Genomic DNA, 15,503 nt, shown 5'->3' on the forward strand with positions numbered 1-15,503 from the left:
TTTTCAGGATTAGATTAAATGAAAAAGATAGCTTTTGTGTTTCCCGGTCAAGGTTCTCAATATGTAGGAATGGGCAAAGATATTTACGAGGGCTATAAAATAGTTAAAGAAACCTTTGATAATGCCCAAAAGATATTAGGTTATAATCTTTCTTATCTATGCTTTAATGGACCTAAAGGAAAGTTAAATGAGACTATTTATACCCAAATAGCTGTATTAGTGACTAGTATGGCTTTTTTAAAAGTTATAAAGCAAGAAAGAAGAGAGCTAGTTCCAGAAGTAGTAGCCGGTCATAGCTTAGGAGAATATACAGCCTTATTTGCGGCAGAAGTCTTAAACGAGCAAGAGGTGATAGAGATAGTAAATTGTCGAGCGAGATATATGCAACAAGAGGCCAAAAAATATATAGGAGGTATGGCCGCTATCTTAGGAATGAAGAGGGAAGAAGTAAGAGAGATCTGCGAAGAAGTAAAAGCTAATTGTTTTAAAAAGAGAGAGATTATCCAGGTAGCTAATTTAAACTGCCCCTTACAGGTAGTGATTTCAGGAACGACCGAAGCTCTTAATTTAGCTATAGATTTAGCCAAAGAAAGAGGATCCAAGAGAATAGTTTCTTTATCAGTAAGTGGTCCCTTTCATTCTTTAGCTATGAAGAAAGTAGCTGATAATTTAAGTTATCTTTTAAAAGTTATAGAATTTAAAACTTTTAAAATGCCTATCGTCGCTAATTTTACAGGTGAATATGTCCAAGATTTGGAATTAATGAGGAGATGTTTAATAGAACAAGTTAAAAGTTCTGTTCTTTGGGAAGATAGCATCAGAAATATGATAAAAAGAGGAATAAATACTTTTGTAGAGATTGGTCCAGGTAAAATCCTTAGAGATTTGATTAATAGGATAGACAATTCTGTAGAAATAATAAATGTTAATAATTTAACTAGTTTACAAAAGTTTATAGAGAGTTAAAAATAGGTGGTGTCCGACAATAGCTTAGTTATAGTGAGACATCTGAAAAAGATATAAAAAAGGGATTATTCATTACAAATTTATCATTACGAATTGTAAATTTTAAATTTAAAACGTTAAATTTGCAATTTAAAATGAATTTATCCCCATCCTACACAAGCCTTACGCAAGTTAGCTATTCACAGACACTACCAAAAAATAAAGGAGAAGATTGTGGGACAATTAGAAGGTCAGGTAGCTATAGTTACGGGCGGAGGAAGAGGCATTGGCAAAGCGATTAGTAAAAGATTAGCCCAAGAAGGTGCTCAGGTGGTAGTTTGCGATATAGATAAAAAGTTAGCTGAAGAAGTAGCTGGGGAGATTAAAGACCAATTTAAGAAAGAAACCTTGGCTTTAGAAGTTAATGTAGCTGATATAACTTCCGTGGAGGAGATGGCAAGTCAGACTCTTTCCAGATTTGAAAATACGCATATCTTAATCAATAATGCTGGTATTAATAGAGATACTCTATTAATTAGGATGAGTGATGAAGATTGGCATAAGGTGATTGAAGTAAATTTAACGGGAGTGTTTAATTGCACTAAAGTGGTGGCTAAAAAGATGATTAAACAAAGATATGGTAAAATGGTAAATATTTCTTCGGTCATAGGAATAATGGGTAATGCTGGTCAAGTTAATTATGCGGCATCTAAGGCAGGTATTATTGGTCTCACCAAGTCAATAGCTAAGGAACTTGCTTCTCGGAATATAACGGTAAATGCCATTGCTCCTGGTTTTATTGAAACAGAGATGACTAAAGTTTTGTCCCCAGAAATAAAGGAAGAATTATTAAAACGAATTCCGTTAAATCGATTTGGAAAACCTTCGGATGTAGCTGAATTAGCCTTATTTCTTTCTACATCTGCTTCGGAATATATCACCGGTCAAGTAATAGTAATTGATGGAGGAATGATTATGTAGTTAATGCTTTATTGGGCAATGAGTCTAATGGACAAAGTTAAGATTCTGGTTATTAATTACCAGTGACAATTTTTAATTTATACTAAGGAGGTTAAGAGAATAAAAGATGAATGATCTAGGAGCAAGAATAAAGGAGATTATCGCAGAACAGTTAGGAGTAAACAAGGAAGAGGTAGTAGAAAGTGCTTCTTTTGTAGATGACTTAGGAGCTGATTCTTTGGATACAGTGGAGTTAGTGATGGCCTTTGAAGAAGAATTTAACGTGGAAATATCTGATGAACAAGCTGAAAAGATTACTACCGTAGGTGAGGCTATTAAGCACATAAGTGAGCAGACAAATTAAAAATAAAGACTTAAATTAAAATAAAGACTTAAATAAGAAATTATTTTAAATAAGTCTTTAGCCATCAGGTATCAGCAGAAAGCCCAGACCATAAAAATTAAGGCAAAAGAAATTTTTCTAATTTTTATGCTTTCTTACTTTCATGATACTAACACCTTATAAAAATTGAAGGCTGACTGCTTACTAATTTAGAATATTTTTAGAAATTTATTTTTATTAAAGAGGTGTAAGTGCAAAAAAGAGTAGTAATTACAGGAAGAGGAATTATTTCTCCTCTTGGGCACAATTTAGAAACTATCTGGGAATCTTTAATTAAGGGAAAAAGTGGGGTAAATAAGATTACTTCTTTTGATACGAGTGGTTATTCTTCTCGTATAGCCGCTACTATAGATAACTTTGATCCTACTCTTTTTATGGATAAAAAAGATATTAAAAGAACAGCTCGTTTTGCTCAATTAGCTATAGCAGCTAGTGTTAAGGCTATTCAAGAGGCCAGATTAGATTTAGAGAAAGAAGACCTTGATCAAATTGGAGTTTATATAGGATCGGGGATTGGGGGCTTAGATGTCATAGAAGAAGAACATAGGATTTTATTAGAGAAAGGGCCCAAGAGAGTAACTCCATTTTTTATTCCGATGTTGATTATTAATATAGCTTCTAGTTGGGTTTCCATTATTTATGGATTCAAAGGCCCGAATTCTGCGGTCGTTACCGCTTGTGCTTCTGGATCTCATGCCATTGGAGATGCGGCTAGTATCATTAGACGAGGGGATGCCGAAGTAATGATTGCTGGAGGAACTGAGGCAGCCATTACTCCGTTGAGTTTTGCTGGATTTTGCACCGCCAGAGCGCTTTCCACTCGAGATGTTTCTCCAGAAAAAGCTAGCTGCCCTTTTGATTTAAAAAGAGATGGATTTGTGATGGGTGAAGGAGCAGGTATTGTAGTTCTGGAATCTTTAGAACATGCTCTAAAGAGAAACGCTTCTATTTACGGAGAAATAATTGGTTACGGGTTAACTGGCGATGCATATCATATTACCTCTCCTTCACCTGATGGAAAAGGAGCTGTTAGAGCTATGGAGATGGCTTTAAGAAATGCCAATGTTAGTCCAAAAGAAGTAGATTATATAAATGCCCATGGTACTTCTACTAAGTTAAATGATCAAGGTGAAACATTAGCCATTAAAGAGGTTTTTAAAGAGCATGCTTATCACATTCCTATAAATTCAACTAAATCGATGATTGGACATTTATTAGGTGCAGCTGGAAGTGTAGAATTTATAGTGAGTTTAATGTGCATGGAAAAAAAGATGGTTCATCCAACTATAAATTATGAAGATCCTGATCCGGAATGCGATTTAGATTATGTGCCTAATAAACCACGAGAGGTAGAAATAAAAATATTTCTTTCTAATTCTTTTGGATTTGGTGGGCATAATGTCTGCTTAGTTGGAAAAAAATATGAAGATGAGGGTTAGTAATGATTACCGAAGAGAGAAAGAATTAGAAAGAAGTTAGAAGAAAAAATTGAGTATAGTTTCCAAAATAAAGATTATTTAGATTTATCTTTGGTTTATAGTTCTTTTACTTGCGAGAAAAATATTTCTTTTGCTTATGGATTTGGTGGGCATAATGTCTGCTTAGTTGGAAAAAAATATGAAGATGAGGATTAGTAATGATTATCGAAGAGAGAAAAAAAGAATTAGAGAAGTTAGAAGAAAAAATTGAGTATAGTTTCAAAAATAAAGATTATTTAGATTTAGCTTTGGTTCATAGTTCTTTTGCTTACGAGAAAAATAGCTACTCTCAAAATGAGAGGTTGGAATTTTTAGGAGATGTAGTTTTAAACTTAATTATAAGTGAATATATTTATCATCTTTATCCAAAGAAGGTGGAAGGTGATTTAGCTAAGATTCGTTCTTCTTTAGTTAATAAGAATGTTTTAGCTAAGGTTGCTAAAAGATTGTTTATTGGAAAGCATTTATTATTAGGAAAAGGAGAAGAATCGACGGGAGGAAGAAATAGAAACTCAATCTTAGGTAATACCTTAGAAGCAATTATTGGAGCAATTTATTTAGATGGAGGGTTTAAAGAGGCACAAAGATTTGTTATTCTTCAAATAAAAGGGGATATTGAATTACTCGAAAAAGATGATAAGTATAATTTAGATAGCAAAACCACCCTTCAGGAAATTACTCAAGAGAAGTTTAAAGTATTACCAGAATACAAAGTAGTAAGCATTAAAGGACCTGATCATAAAAAAATGTACGAGGTGGATGTTTTAATTGATAATAAAATTTTTGGATTTGGGGTTGGTCGAAGTAAGAAAGAAGCGGAACAAAAAGCAGCTTTGATGGCTATCAAAAAATTTGAAAAAGGAATTAATTAAAATGGTCTTAAAAAAAATAATCAATAAGTTTAAAGACGCTAAAAGTGATAAAGGGATTGATAATGGCCAATACCATTATCAGAAAGCTTTTGATTTAGTGAAGATAAAAAATTTTGGCCAAGCTATTTTGTCTTTTGAGGCTGCTTCTCAAAAGTTTAAAAAAGAAAAAGACCAACTTATGGAAAAGAGATCTTTTGCTAATGCTTTAATCTATAAGTATTTAAATGCCAAAGATGGAGATGAACAAGTAGGCTTAATTAAGGAGATTGTTCATAATTTAAAAGGTTTTGATGAAATTGAAAGAATGAGCTTTCCTTATGATTTAATATTGTCTGGGGAGTTAATTGAAGAGTTAACCAATAAGAGGAATGAACTCGTAGCTTCTGTTTCTAGTCAAGCTTGGCAAACTCGGAAACAGGAAGAAAAAGTGGAAGAAGAAGCAAGTGAAGAAAGGATTGGAGAAATTGGAAGGTCTTTAGAAGAAGAAATAGTAGAAGAAGTAAGGGAAGTAAGGTTTACCGAGATCGAAGAGTCTTTAAAAGAGCCAGAAAAGAAGGATAAAATTATTGAGGTAACTAATGAATTAATAAAGGCTTACTTATCTTCCAAGGATCAAGAACGTCAATTAAGATATAGCGAAAAGATAATAGAAATCCTTAAAAAATTACCTCCTATTGCCCAAATAGGAATACTTGGAGGAAAAGTAGAAATAGAGGGAGTAATTTTAGAAGTAGAAGCCCGAAGATATGAAAATTTAGCCGACTTAAATAAGGATCACGGAGAGAAGGTAAAATTGTATCTAGATGCGGCTTCAACCTTTAAAGAAATAGAAAAGAAGAAATTACTTACTTTTAAATATTTAGTTACTGATGGCCATACTAATAATGGAGAAGAAAGATATTTATACAATTCTGCTTGTGCTATTTTTTATGAAGCTGTTCGTGAAGCTAAGGGAACTTTTAATTTTGAAGGGGTAATAAAAAAGTTAAAAGAAGCCTCCAGGTTATTCTCTAATTGTGGCGATGAAAAATGGCGAGTTCGTTGCGAAAAGATGATTGAAAATTTAGAGAAAGGAGCTACTTGTTGGATCTGCAAGAATAATTTTAAAGGCTATAGAGTAAACTATTATGAATATTTTGTTGATATTTCTCCATACTTTAAGCATTTTGTTATAGAAAATAAATTAAGTAGTTCGGTAGATATTGAGGAAAATACGGTAGTCTTGTGTAGGTTGTGTATTTTACTACTCCAGGACATAGTGATGGAATGTTCTAACAAGATTATAAATAAAAGACTTGAGGAGCCTGAAGATAAGAAAGATGATTTAAAGTTATATTTAGAAGAAGTTATTAAGGAAGGAAAGAGTGAGATAGAAAAACTAAGGAATGAACTTTCTGAAATAAAAGAAGTAGTCTTAAAAAGGTTAAATAGTGTTAAAGATGTTGATGCTGAAATAGACGCTGAAATAGACGCTGAAATAAATGCTGAAATAAAAAAATTAGCTGAAATAAATTTAAAAAATAGATCTGAATTAGAAGACATGATTGAAGATAAGGAAGATTTAAGTTTTGATCAAGGGTTAAAAAATTTAACGGAGATAGATTTAGAGGAAATATCTGAAGATAAAGGAGGTTTTAAGAAAGATGAACTTTAATCTTACTGAAGAACAAGAACTAATAAGAAAGACGGCCTCAGAAATTTGCCAGGAGGAGTTTGCCCCAAGAGCAAATGAAGTTGATGAAAGAGGAGAGTTTCCGGTAGAAAATGTCAAAAAATTAGCGGCTTATGATTTAATGGGTATTCCTGTTCCTGCGGAATATGGAGGGTTAGGTTATGACTTTGTAACCTGGACTTTAGTGGGGGAAGAGATTTCTAAGGCTTGTGCTACTACGGGAGCTATCTTTGGAGCTAATATGCTTTGTCTTTATCCTATTATGTTATTTGGAAGCGAGGAACAAAAAAGAAAGTATCTTGTTCCTTTAGCCAAGGGAGAAAAGATTGGCGCTTTTGGTCTTACCGAACCAAATGCTGGCTCAGATGCTGGGAGCATCCAAACTAAAGCCGTAAAGAAAGACAGTAGTTATATTCTTAATGGAACTAAGATCTTTATTACTAATGCCGGAGAAGCAGATATTTATGTGATCTTAGCTAAGACTGACCAGGAACGGGGAGCAAGAGGAATGAGTGCTTTTATTGTAGAGAAAGGAACACCTGGTTTTACTTTTGGTAAAAATGAAAATAAGATGGCCTATAAAGCCTTGCCTAATAGAGAACTTATTTTTGAGAATTGCCAAATACCCCAAGAAAATTTACTTTATAAAGAAGGAAGAGGTTTTAGGGTAGCGATGCAGACTTTGGATCTAGGAAGAATAGGCATGGGTATTGGAGCAGTGGGATTAGGCCAAGCAGCATTTCATGAAGCGGTGAAGTATGCTAAAACCAGGATCCAATTCGATAAACCCATTTCAAGCTTTCAAGCTATCCAATTTATGTTAGCTGATATGGCTACTGAAATTGAAGCAGCTAGGCTTTTAATCTTAAAAGCTGCTTTTTTAAAAGATCAAGGTCAAAAGTTTGAAGATATAGCGGCCATGGGAAAGTTATATGCTTCTGAAGTAACCATGAGGGTAGTAAACAAAGCCGTTCAGATTCATGGAGGATACGGTTATTGTAAGGAATATCCTGTCGAACGATATTTTCGAGAGGCTAAGCTTTTTGAAATAGTAGAAGGAACCTCAGAAATTCAAAGAGGAGTAATTGCTAATTATATCTTAAGACAAAAAGGTGGAGAATGAATATTATTGTCTGTATTAAACAAGTTCCAGATACTTCAGAAGTTAAGATAGGTAGAGAGACTAATACTATTAAAGACAAAAAGGTGGAGAATGAATATTATTGTCTGTATTAAACAAGTTCCAGATACTTCAGAAGTTAAGATAGATAGAGAGACTAATACTATTAAAGACAAAAAGGTGGAGAATGAATATTATTGTCTGTATTAAACAAGTTCCAGATACTTCAGAAGTTAAGATAGATAGAGAGACTAATACCTTAATTCGAAAAGGTGTGCCCAGCATCATTAATCCCTTTGATAAAAATGCCCTTGAAGAAGCCTTGAGGTTAAGAGAAAAGCATGGAGGAAAGGTGACCGTTGTTTCGATGGGACCTCCTCAAGCTCAGGAAGCCTTAAGAGAAGCAATAGCCATGGGTGCAGACGAAGCTATTTTGTTATCAGATAAAGCCTTTGCAGGAGCAGATACTTTTGCTACTTCGATTACCTTAGCTACGGCTATAAAAAAGATAGGTAGTTTTGATTTAATCTTATGTGGAAAACAAGCCATTGATGGCGATACCGCTCAAGTAGGACCAGAATTAGGAGAGATCTTAAATATTCCAGTTATACCTTATGTCCGTAAAATAACGATTGAAGATGGTAAGGCTATGGTAGAAAGTGTCATGGAAGATGGTTATGAAGCAGTAGAAGTAGATTTGCCTTTATTAATTACGGTGAATAGAGAGATTAACGAACCAAGACATCCTTCTCTAAGAGGAGTTTTAGTAGCTAAGAAGAAAGAGATACCAATTTGGGGTGTGGAAAAATTAGAAGTAGACAAAGAGAAAGTTGGTCTTAAAGGTTCACCTACTCAGGTAATCAAGGTATTTACCCTACCTCCCAAGGAAGGAAGTAAAATTCTTCAAGGAGACCCAGGAGAAGTAGTTAAGGAATTAATTGGAAATTTAAAAGAGACAAAAATAATATAAAAACAAGGTAAGTTTTTAGCAATCAGCAGTCAGTTAAGTCTAACAAAATCAGGAAATAGGTGTTATTTCCTATGTCTAATTTTCGTTAATAACTAATAGATTAAAAACTGATGGCTGATACCTGAATGCTTACCAAATAAGGTGGCGAGGTTAAATAGATGAATATTTCGGAAGAACTAAATAATTATCAAGGAATTTGGGTATTTGCCGAACAGCGGGAAAGAAAGATTCAAAATGTAGTCTACGAGTTATTAGGCAAAGGAAGAGAATTAGCTGATAAGTTAGAGACAGAGCTTAGTGTAGTCTTAATGGGAGATGGCTGGGAAGATAAGTGCTTGGATTTAATTACTCACGGAGCAGATAAAGTTTATTTAGTCCAACATTCAAGATTAGAGAATTATACTGGTTGTATTTATCCGAAGATGATGGCAGAACTTATTAGTCAATACAAGCCAGCGATGGTCTTAATAGGGGCTACCAGCATAGGACGAGCTTTTGCTCCTCAAGTAGCCGCTAAACTTAAGACCGGACTTACGGCTGATTGCACTGGTTTAGATCTTACGGAAAGTGGAGAGTTAGCCCAGACGCGCCCTGCTTTGGGAGGTAATATTATGGCTACCATTTTGTGTAAAAGTCGTCGTCCGGTAATGGCTACCGTTCGCCCTAAGGTAATGAAGAAGATAAAGGAAGATTTAAAAAGAAGAGGTGAAGTAGTTAAGATATTTCCAGAAATCAAAGAAGAAGATTTAAGAATAAAGATATTAAAGATAGTCAAGGAATTAGAGAGCAAAGTTAATATAGAAGAAGCAGAGGTAATTGTTTCTGGAGGAAGAGGAATAAGGGAGGCCAAGAATTTTGCTTTATTAGAAGAATTAGCTAAAGCTTTAGGAGGAGTAGTCGGTGCTTCTCGGGCCGTTATAGATGCAGGCTGGATTTCTCATTATCACCAAGTAGGGCAGACAGGTAAAACGGTATCACCTAAACTTTATATTGCTTGTGGAATTTCTGGGGCTATTCAACATCTAATAGGTATGCAGACTTCAAAATGTATTGTGGCAATCAATAAAGACCCTCATGCTCCTATCTTTCAAATAGCTGATTATGGAATAGTAGGTGATTTATTTGAAGTGGTTCCATTATTAACTAAGTCTTTAAAGGAAGGATGATAAAACTTCAGCCATTCTAATGATGGAATTTTATGGAACTAAATATTAGGAATAGGGGCTTGCCCTGAGATTATAATATCAAAATCAAAGAAATTCCTTGACAGTCTTAGACAGTCTTAGTAAATTTTAATAAGTTTACTAATTTAGTAGACTAGAAAGTTAAATTTTAGAGATATTTAAAAATTAATTATAATGATTAACGTCAAAAATATTACTAAAAGATTTGGGAATACTATAGCGATAGATAATATCTCTTTTGAAGTAAACAAAGGAGAAGTTTTAGGTCTTTTGGGTCCCAATGGGGCAGGAAAGACCACCACCATGAGAATCTTAACTTGTTTCTTTCCTCCCAATAACGGAACAGCTACTTTAGCTGGTTATGATATTCTTGAAAACCCCCTTCAGGTAAAAAAGATAGTCGGTTATCTTCCAGAAAATGCACCTTTGTATTTAAATATGAGTGTTCTGGATTACTTAGACTTTATCGCTAAAATTAGAGGATTTAAAGAGTTAGAAAGCAAGAAAAAGATTAAAGAGATGATTGAAGTTTGCAGCCTCCAAAAAGCAATAAGCAAAGATATTGGTGAGCTTTCTAAAGGTTATCGCCAAAGGGTGGGGTTAGCTCAAGCCCTGATTCATGACCCAGAAATTCTCATCTTAGATGAACCCACGGCAGGGTTAGATCCAAGTCAAATTATAGAAATTCGTAAACTCATTAAAGAGATTGGAAAGAAGAAGACGGTTATTTTAAGTACTCATATCTTACCAGAAGTTTCGGCTACTTGTAGTCGAGTCTTAATCATTAATGAAGGAAAGCTGGTAGCTAGTGGCAGTCCTAGTGAGCTTATTAAGAAAGCTAAAGGAAAAGAAAATATTTATCTTACCATAAGAGGTCCCAAAAAGGAAATTAAAGATAAAATAGCTTTAGCAAAGGATGTCCTTACAGTAGAAGAGGTTAGCGAAAAAGATGATCTAACTACTTTTTTAGTTCAGGGTAAAGTTGGGGCTAATTTAAGTGAAGATTTATTTTTTTTAGCCAGAGATAATCATTGGAGTCTTACTAGCCTTCATAAAGAAGAGTTAAATTTAGAAGATTTATTCTTACAGTTAACCACCAAGGAAGCTAATACGAGAGAAAATTATGAATAACATCTTTATTATTCTTAAAAAAGAATTTAACAGTTACTTTAATTCCCATATTGCTTATATCTTTATCACTGTCTTTTTAGTTTTATCTGGTTGGTTATTTTTAAGGGGATTCTTTATTATCAACCAAGCTACTATGCGCGAGTATTTTGAGATCTTACCTTGGTTGTTTCTTTTCTTTGTCCCAGCAATTACCATGAGATTATGGGCCGAAGAAAGTAACTTAGGAACTTTAGAAATCTTATTTACTCTTCCTTTGAAAAATTACGAAATTGTTTTAGGAAAATTCTTAGGTAGTCTCTTATTCTTAATCTTAAATCTTTGCTTAACCTTCACTATTCCCTTAATAATAACCCTGGTAGGAGATCCAGACTTAGGACCTATCATTGGAGGTTATTTAGGAACAATCTTGTTGGGAGGAGCTTATCTATCCATTGGCTTATTTGCCTCGGCTCTTACTAAAAACCAAATTATAGCTTTTATTATAGGAGTGGTTATTTCTTTCGCCTTATTAATCATTGGAGAAAACTTTATTCTCTTGTTTCTTCCCGATTCTTTAATCTTTATCTTTAAGTATTTAGGATTAGGAGTTCATTTTGACAGCATGGGACGAGGGGTAATTGATAGCCGAGATATCATATGTTATCTTTCTTTCATTGCTTTCTTCTTATATCTTAATATTCGATTCTTAGAAAGTAAAAAGAATTGATAGTCAAGACATAATATCTTATTTTTTTAGAAAGTAAAAAGAATTGATAGTCAAGACATAATATCTTATTTTTTTAGAAAGTAAAAAGAATTGATAGTCAAGACATAATATATTACTTTTTCTTAGATCTTAGATCTTAGAAAGTAAAAAGTAGGAATAAAGATGGTCAGCCTTAAAAAACTTCAACATAAAATTAATTCTTTAACTTTAATCTTTATTTTCTTAGGCTTTTTAGGAGTCATTAATTATTTTTCTACAAAGTTATTCTTTAGATTAGACCTTACTGAGAATAAGGAATTTACGATATCTAAATCGACTAAAGAAGTCTTAAAGAACCTAGATGATCTAGTGAATATTAACCTCTACTTTTCTAAGAAATTGCCCCCTTATTTAGTAAACTTAACTCAAAAAGTAGATGATCTTTTAAAGGAGTATCAAATTTACTCTAAGGGAAAGATAAAGTTTAATTATTTAGATCCTTCCAAAGACCTAAAATTAACGCAAAGTGCTCAACTGATGGGTATTCCTCAAGTCCAATTTAATATTATTGAGAAAGATAAAGCCCAAGTAGTCAATATTTACTTGGGTATAGCTATTTTATATGAAGATAAGAAAGAAGTAATTCCTTTAGTTAAAGATACGGATAATTTAGAATATGAGCTTACTTCTAAGATTCTTAAATTAACTTCTCCTCAAATAAAGACAATTGGATTCTTAACTGGCCACCAGGAACATAGCATTTACCAAGATTATAATGAAATTAGAAATTTACTTGAAAAACAGTATAAAACTTGCGAGGTAAAGGTAGAAAATAACAAGACTAAAATTAATGTAAATACTTTAATTATTCCAGGACCAAAGGAAAAAATTCCAGAAGAAACAGCTTTAAAAATAAACCAATTTATTATGGAAGGAGGGAAGGTTGTCTTTTTACTTGATGCCATTAAGATAGCCGAAGACTCCTTAAATGTTACCCTTAACAATGATGGTCTTGACTTCCTTTTAAAAAACTACGGCGTAAGATTAAACAAAAATTTAATTTTAGATCGTAGTTATGCTTTAGCTTCTTTTTCTTCTGGGTTTGCTTACTTTACTTTACCTTATCCTTTATGGATTAAAATTTTAGCCGAAAATACAGCCTTAAATCATCCTATCATAAGTAAATTAGGTTCTTTAGTCTTTCCTTGGAGTGCCTCAGTAGAAATACTGCCTTCTTTGGATAAAAAGATAAAAGCTGTAGAATTAGTTAAAACTACAAAACATGCTTGGATTCAAGAAGAATCCTTTAATCTTAATCCCCAACAATCTTTTATAAGTCCAAAGACTTCTCAAAGTACCTTAGCCCTGATGCTTAAGGGAAGATTTAAGAGTGCCCTTAAAGAAAAAGATAATATAATTAAAGAATCTTCCCCGGAAGCTCAAATTGTCCTTATTGGAAATTCTAATCTTATTACTGATAATTTTATAAGACAATTTAATTTTAATAGTATCTTCTTCTTAAATATTATAGATTGGCTAAACTTAGGTGATAAATTAATAGACATTCGTTTAAAAGAAGTAATTGACCGTCCCTTAAAAGAGATAAGCGAATACAATAAGTCTCTCTTTAAATTTATAGTTATGTTCTTAGCTCCTTTAGGAGTAATTATTTATAGTGGGATAAGATTTTATTTAAAAAACAAGACTAAGAAGTTATTAGAGGTATACGAGAAATGAAGTTTAAGGGAACTTACTTCTCTTTAATGGTCTTAATTACTTTAGTCCTGGCTATCTTTATTACTAAAAAATGCTTTAAGGAAAAAGAAAGCTTACTTTTTCCAAACTTAGAAGTAGCTGAAATTTCTAAGATTACTATTTTAACTAAAGAAGATAAAGTAATTTTGGAAAAGAAAGCTAATGAATGGTTAGTTACTACTTCTTTAAATTATCCTGCCAATCCCCAGCAAGTAAAAGATCTTATTGATAAAATCAAGCATCTTTCTAGTAAGAATGTAGTCTCTATTAATCCTAAGAAAAAAGCCTTTTATGGATTAGATAAAGATTATCTAGAAGTAAGAGTTAGTAAGGCAAAAGATAAAGATATTTCTTGTTTTTTTATTGGTCAGAATGCTCCTGATTTTTACAGCACCTATATTCAAAAAAAGGATAGCCAAGAGGTAATCTTAATTAATGAAGACCTAAGAGGCATCTTTAATAAAGGCAATACTTGTTGGCGAGATCGGACTATACTTAGTTTTAATCCTTGGGAAGTAGATCAACTTATCTTAAATAAAGAAGGAAAAGAAACTATTATCTCTTCAAAAAAAGAAGGTAAATTTAAAGATGGTAAATTTGAAGATGGTAAATTTGAAATAATTAAACCTGAAAAAATAGAAGCTAAAGAAGAAGTAGTAAAATCTATCTTAGATGAACTCTCTAAACTTAAAACAGACAACTTTTATTTAGAAGATAACTTAAAAGTTTGTGGGTTTGACCGTCCCTGTTCTTTTATAAAAGTGATCTTTAAAAATAAATTAGAAAAGACACTTCTTGTTGGAAATGAGAATAAGAATGATCAAGCTTATTTAAAGAGAGAAGGCAGTTCTACTATCTTTTTAGTTTCAAAGTATCGTCTCAGTGACTTATTTAGGGAAATAAAAGACTTAAGAAAGGATCTTAAAAAAGAATAACTAAGTCGTAAGCACTTCGCTGTCAGCTAAAGCTAACAAAATCAGGATAGTTGATAATATAGCTTTAACCCTTAATTTTGAGAGGAGGAAGTTGTAATGCCTATTGGACAAAAGGTGATGATAGGATTTGTCCTGTGGGATAAAGAACTGCTCTGGCATCGGCCATAAGAAAGAATAAAGAACTCGAGGAAAGAGAGGAAAGGATAGAAAGGAAAGGATAGAGAGGGCTTTAAGGGAGATTGCCCTTAAAGACCAGAATGTTACAGAGGCATTAAAGCATGTAGGACTATTATAAGTTATAAAAGGCCAAGCCTATTTTATTTATAATATTTTACATAATAATTACATAATAAATATCTAAGGAGGTAAAATGGCAATTAAGGTTGGGGTAAATGGTTTTGGAAGAATTGGTAGAATTACTCTTAGGGCAGCTTTAGAAAATAAAGAGATAGATTTTGTAGCCATAAATGACATTACTGATGTTTCTACTTTAGCCCATCTATTAAAATATGACTCTATTCACGGTCTTCTGGAAGAAGAAGTTAAGGTAGTAGATGACTTTATCCAGATTAAAGATCGAAAGATTAAGATCTTAAAAGAGAAAGACCCGGCTAATTTACCTTGGAAAGACTTAGGAGTTGAAGTAGTCATAGAATCTTCTGGTATATTTTTGGATCGAGAAAACGTTTCTAAGCATCTAAAAGCAGGAGCTAAGAAAGTAATAATTACTGCTCCAGCTAAAAATGAAGATGTAACTTTAGTCTTGGGAGTGAACGAAGAGACTTATAATCATAGTCAACACCATATTATTTCTAATGCTTCTTGCACCACTAATTGCTTAGCTCCTGTGGTCAAGGTATTATTAGAAAACTTTGGTCTTAAGAAAGGTCTAATGACCACCATTCATTCCTATACTAATGATCAACGCCTTTTAGACTTACCTCATAAAGATTTAAGACGAGCTCGAGCTGGAGCTCTTTCTATGATTCCTACTACTACAGGGGCCGCTAAGGCTGTCACTAAGGTTATTCCCCAACTTAAAGGCAAGCTTGATGGAATCGCCATAAGGGTTCCGACGCCAAATGTTTCTTTAGTAGATTTTACCGCCGAATTAGAAAAAGAGGTAACTGTTGATGAAGTTAATAAAGCTCTTCAAATGGCTGCCTCTGGAAGGTTAAGTAAATATTTAGAGTTTACCAACTTGCCTTTAGTTTCTTGTGATTTTAAAGGTAATCCTAAATCTTCTATTGTGGATGGAAGTTGTACTAGTGTGGTTGGAGGAAATTTAGTTAAAGTATTTGCTTGGTATGATAACGAATGGGGTTATTCATGTCGGGTAATTGACTTAATTTCTTATATTAGTAGTTTTGGATTCTAGCTTTATTGATTTTTC

At 33.1% G+C, this 15,503-nt stretch carries 14 protein-coding genes and 1 pseudogene; all 15 read left to right on the forward strand.

The genetic code is table 11. The features are described 5' to 3' along the window. The first annotated feature begins 18 nt into the window (after positions 1-18). A complete protein-coding gene (gene fabD / locus KJ849_05375; protein ID MBU2599985.1) occupies positions 19-966 on the forward strand; it encodes an ACP S-malonyltransferase in 948 nt (315 codons plus the stop codon). A gap of 213 nt (positions 967-1,179) precedes the next feature. Continuing rightward, complete coding sequence (fabG, locus tag KJ849_05380; protein MBU2599986.1) at positions 1,180-1,926, forward strand: 3-oxoacyl-[acyl-carrier-protein] reductase; 747 nt, start codon at positions 1,180-1,182, stop codon at positions 1,924-1,926. A 106-nt stretch (positions 1,927-2,032) separates the two neighbouring features. Then, positions 2,033-2,269: an acyl carrier protein gene (locus KJ849_05385; protein MBU2599987.1), complete on the forward strand. Its 237-nt coding sequence runs from the start codon at positions 2,033-2,035 to the stop codon at positions 2,267-2,269. A gap of 230 nt (positions 2,270-2,499) precedes the next feature. Further along, positions 2,500-3,747 (forward strand): beta-ketoacyl-ACP synthase II, encoded by a 1,248-nt coding sequence (gene fabF / locus KJ849_05390; GenBank protein MBU2599988.1) that lies wholly within the window; start codon positions 2,500-2,502, stop codon positions 3,745-3,747. A gap of 197 nt (positions 3,748-3,944) precedes the next feature. Next, a complete protein-coding gene (gene rnc / locus KJ849_05395) occupies positions 3,945-4,658 on the forward strand; it encodes a ribonuclease III (GenBank protein ID MBU2599989.1) in 714 nt (237 codons plus the stop codon). A 1-nt stretch (position 4,659) separates the two neighbouring features. Next, positions 4,660-6,312 carry a hypothetical protein gene (locus KJ849_05400; GenBank protein ID MBU2599990.1) on the forward strand — a complete coding sequence of 551 codons (1,653 nt, stop codon included), beginning with the start codon at positions 4,660-4,662 and terminating at the stop codon, positions 6,310-6,312. Then, positions 6,302-7,453 (forward strand): acyl-CoA dehydrogenase family protein, encoded by a 1,152-nt coding sequence (locus KJ849_05405; protein MBU2599991.1) that lies wholly within the window; start codon positions 6,302-6,304, stop codon positions 7,451-7,453. Before KJ849_05400 ends, KJ849_05405 begins: the two co-directional genes overlap by 11 nt. 90 nt (positions 7,454-7,543) lie before the next feature. Continuing rightward, positions 7,544-7,624, forward strand: a pseudogene (locus KJ849_05410) (electron transfer flavoprotein subunit beta). Positions 7,625-7,637: 13 nt separating this feature from the next. After that, a complete protein-coding gene (locus KJ849_05415) occupies positions 7,638-8,420 on the forward strand; it encodes an electron transfer flavoprotein subunit beta/FixA family protein (GenBank protein MBU2599992.1) in 783 nt (260 codons plus the stop codon). Positions 8,421-8,578: 158 nt separating this feature from the next. Then, positions 8,579-9,586, forward strand: a complete 1,008-nt coding sequence (locus tag KJ849_05420; GenBank protein ID MBU2599993.1) for an electron transfer flavoprotein subunit alpha/FixB family protein — start codon at positions 8,579-8,581, stop codon at positions 9,584-9,586. 192 nt (positions 9,587-9,778) lie between these two features. Beyond that, entirely contained in the window at positions 9,779-10,735 is a 957-nt protein-coding gene (locus KJ849_05425) for an ABC transporter ATP-binding protein (GenBank protein MBU2599994.1), read from the forward strand. After that, positions 10,728-11,441 carry an ABC transporter permease subunit gene (locus KJ849_05430; protein ID MBU2599995.1) on the forward strand — a complete coding sequence of 238 codons (714 nt, stop codon included), beginning with the start codon at positions 10,728-10,730 and terminating at the stop codon, positions 11,439-11,441. The genes KJ849_05425 and KJ849_05430 overlap by 8 nt, the downstream gene beginning before the upstream one ends. Before the next feature lie 162 nt (positions 11,442-11,603). Further along, a complete protein-coding gene (locus KJ849_05435; protein MBU2599996.1) occupies positions 11,604-13,157 on the forward strand; it encodes a GldG family protein in 1,554 nt (517 codons plus the stop codon). Further along, complete coding sequence (locus KJ849_05440; GenBank protein MBU2599997.1) at positions 13,154-14,110, forward strand: DUF4340 domain-containing protein; 957 nt, start codon at positions 13,154-13,156, stop codon at positions 14,108-14,110. The genes KJ849_05435 and KJ849_05440 overlap by 4 nt, the downstream gene beginning before the upstream one ends. A gap of 370 nt (positions 14,111-14,480) precedes the next feature. Next, positions 14,481-15,488 carry a type I glyceraldehyde-3-phosphate dehydrogenase gene (gap, locus tag KJ849_05445; protein MBU2599998.1) on the forward strand — a complete coding sequence of 336 codons (1,008 nt, stop codon included), beginning with the start codon at positions 14,481-14,483 and terminating at the stop codon, positions 15,486-15,488. Positions 15,489-15,503 lie beyond the last annotated feature (15 nt).

This window comes from bacterium (assembly GCA_018830565.1).
Lineage (GTDB): Bacteria > UBA9089 > JAHJRX01 > JAHJRX01 > JAHJRX01 > JAHJRX01.

Coding starts and splice junctions, on each gene's coding strand:
- KJ849_05435 (MBU2599996.1), top strand. CDS start 11,604: ATGGTCAGCCTTAAAAAACTTCAACATAAAATTAATTCTTTAACTTTA.
- KJ849_05420 (MBU2599993.1), top strand. CDS start 8,579: ATGAATATTTCGGAAGAACTAAATAATTATCAAGGAATTTGGGTATTT.
- KJ849_05385 (MBU2599987.1), top strand. CDS start 2,033: ATGAATGATCTAGGAGCAAGAATAAAGGAGATTATCGCAGAACAGTTA.
- gap (MBU2599998.1), top strand. CDS start 14,481: ATGGCAATTAAGGTTGGGGTAAATGGTTTTGGAAGAATTGGTAGAATT.
- fabD (MBU2599985.1), top strand. CDS start 19: ATGAAAAAGATAGCTTTTGTGTTTCCCGGTCAAGGTTCTCAATATGTA.
- KJ849_05440 (MBU2599997.1), top strand. CDS start 13,154: ATGAAGTTTAAGGGAACTTACTTCTCTTTAATGGTCTTAATTACTTTA.
- KJ849_05405 (MBU2599991.1), top strand. CDS start 6,302: ATGAACTTTAATCTTACTGAAGAACAAGAACTAATAAGAAAGACGGCC.
- KJ849_05400 (MBU2599990.1), top strand. CDS start 4,660: ATGGTCTTAAAAAAAATAATCAATAAGTTTAAAGACGCTAAAAGTGAT.
- rnc (MBU2599989.1), top strand. CDS start 3,945: ATGATTATCGAAGAGAGAAAAAAAGAATTAGAGAAGTTAGAAGAAAAA.
- KJ849_05430 (MBU2599995.1), top strand. CDS start 10,728: ATGAATAACATCTTTATTATTCTTAAAAAAGAATTTAACAGTTACTTT.
- KJ849_05415 (MBU2599992.1), top strand. CDS start 7,638: ATGAATATTATTGTCTGTATTAAACAAGTTCCAGATACTTCAGAAGTT.
- KJ849_05425 (MBU2599994.1), top strand. CDS start 9,779: ATGATTAACGTCAAAAATATTACTAAAAGATTTGGGAATACTATAGCG.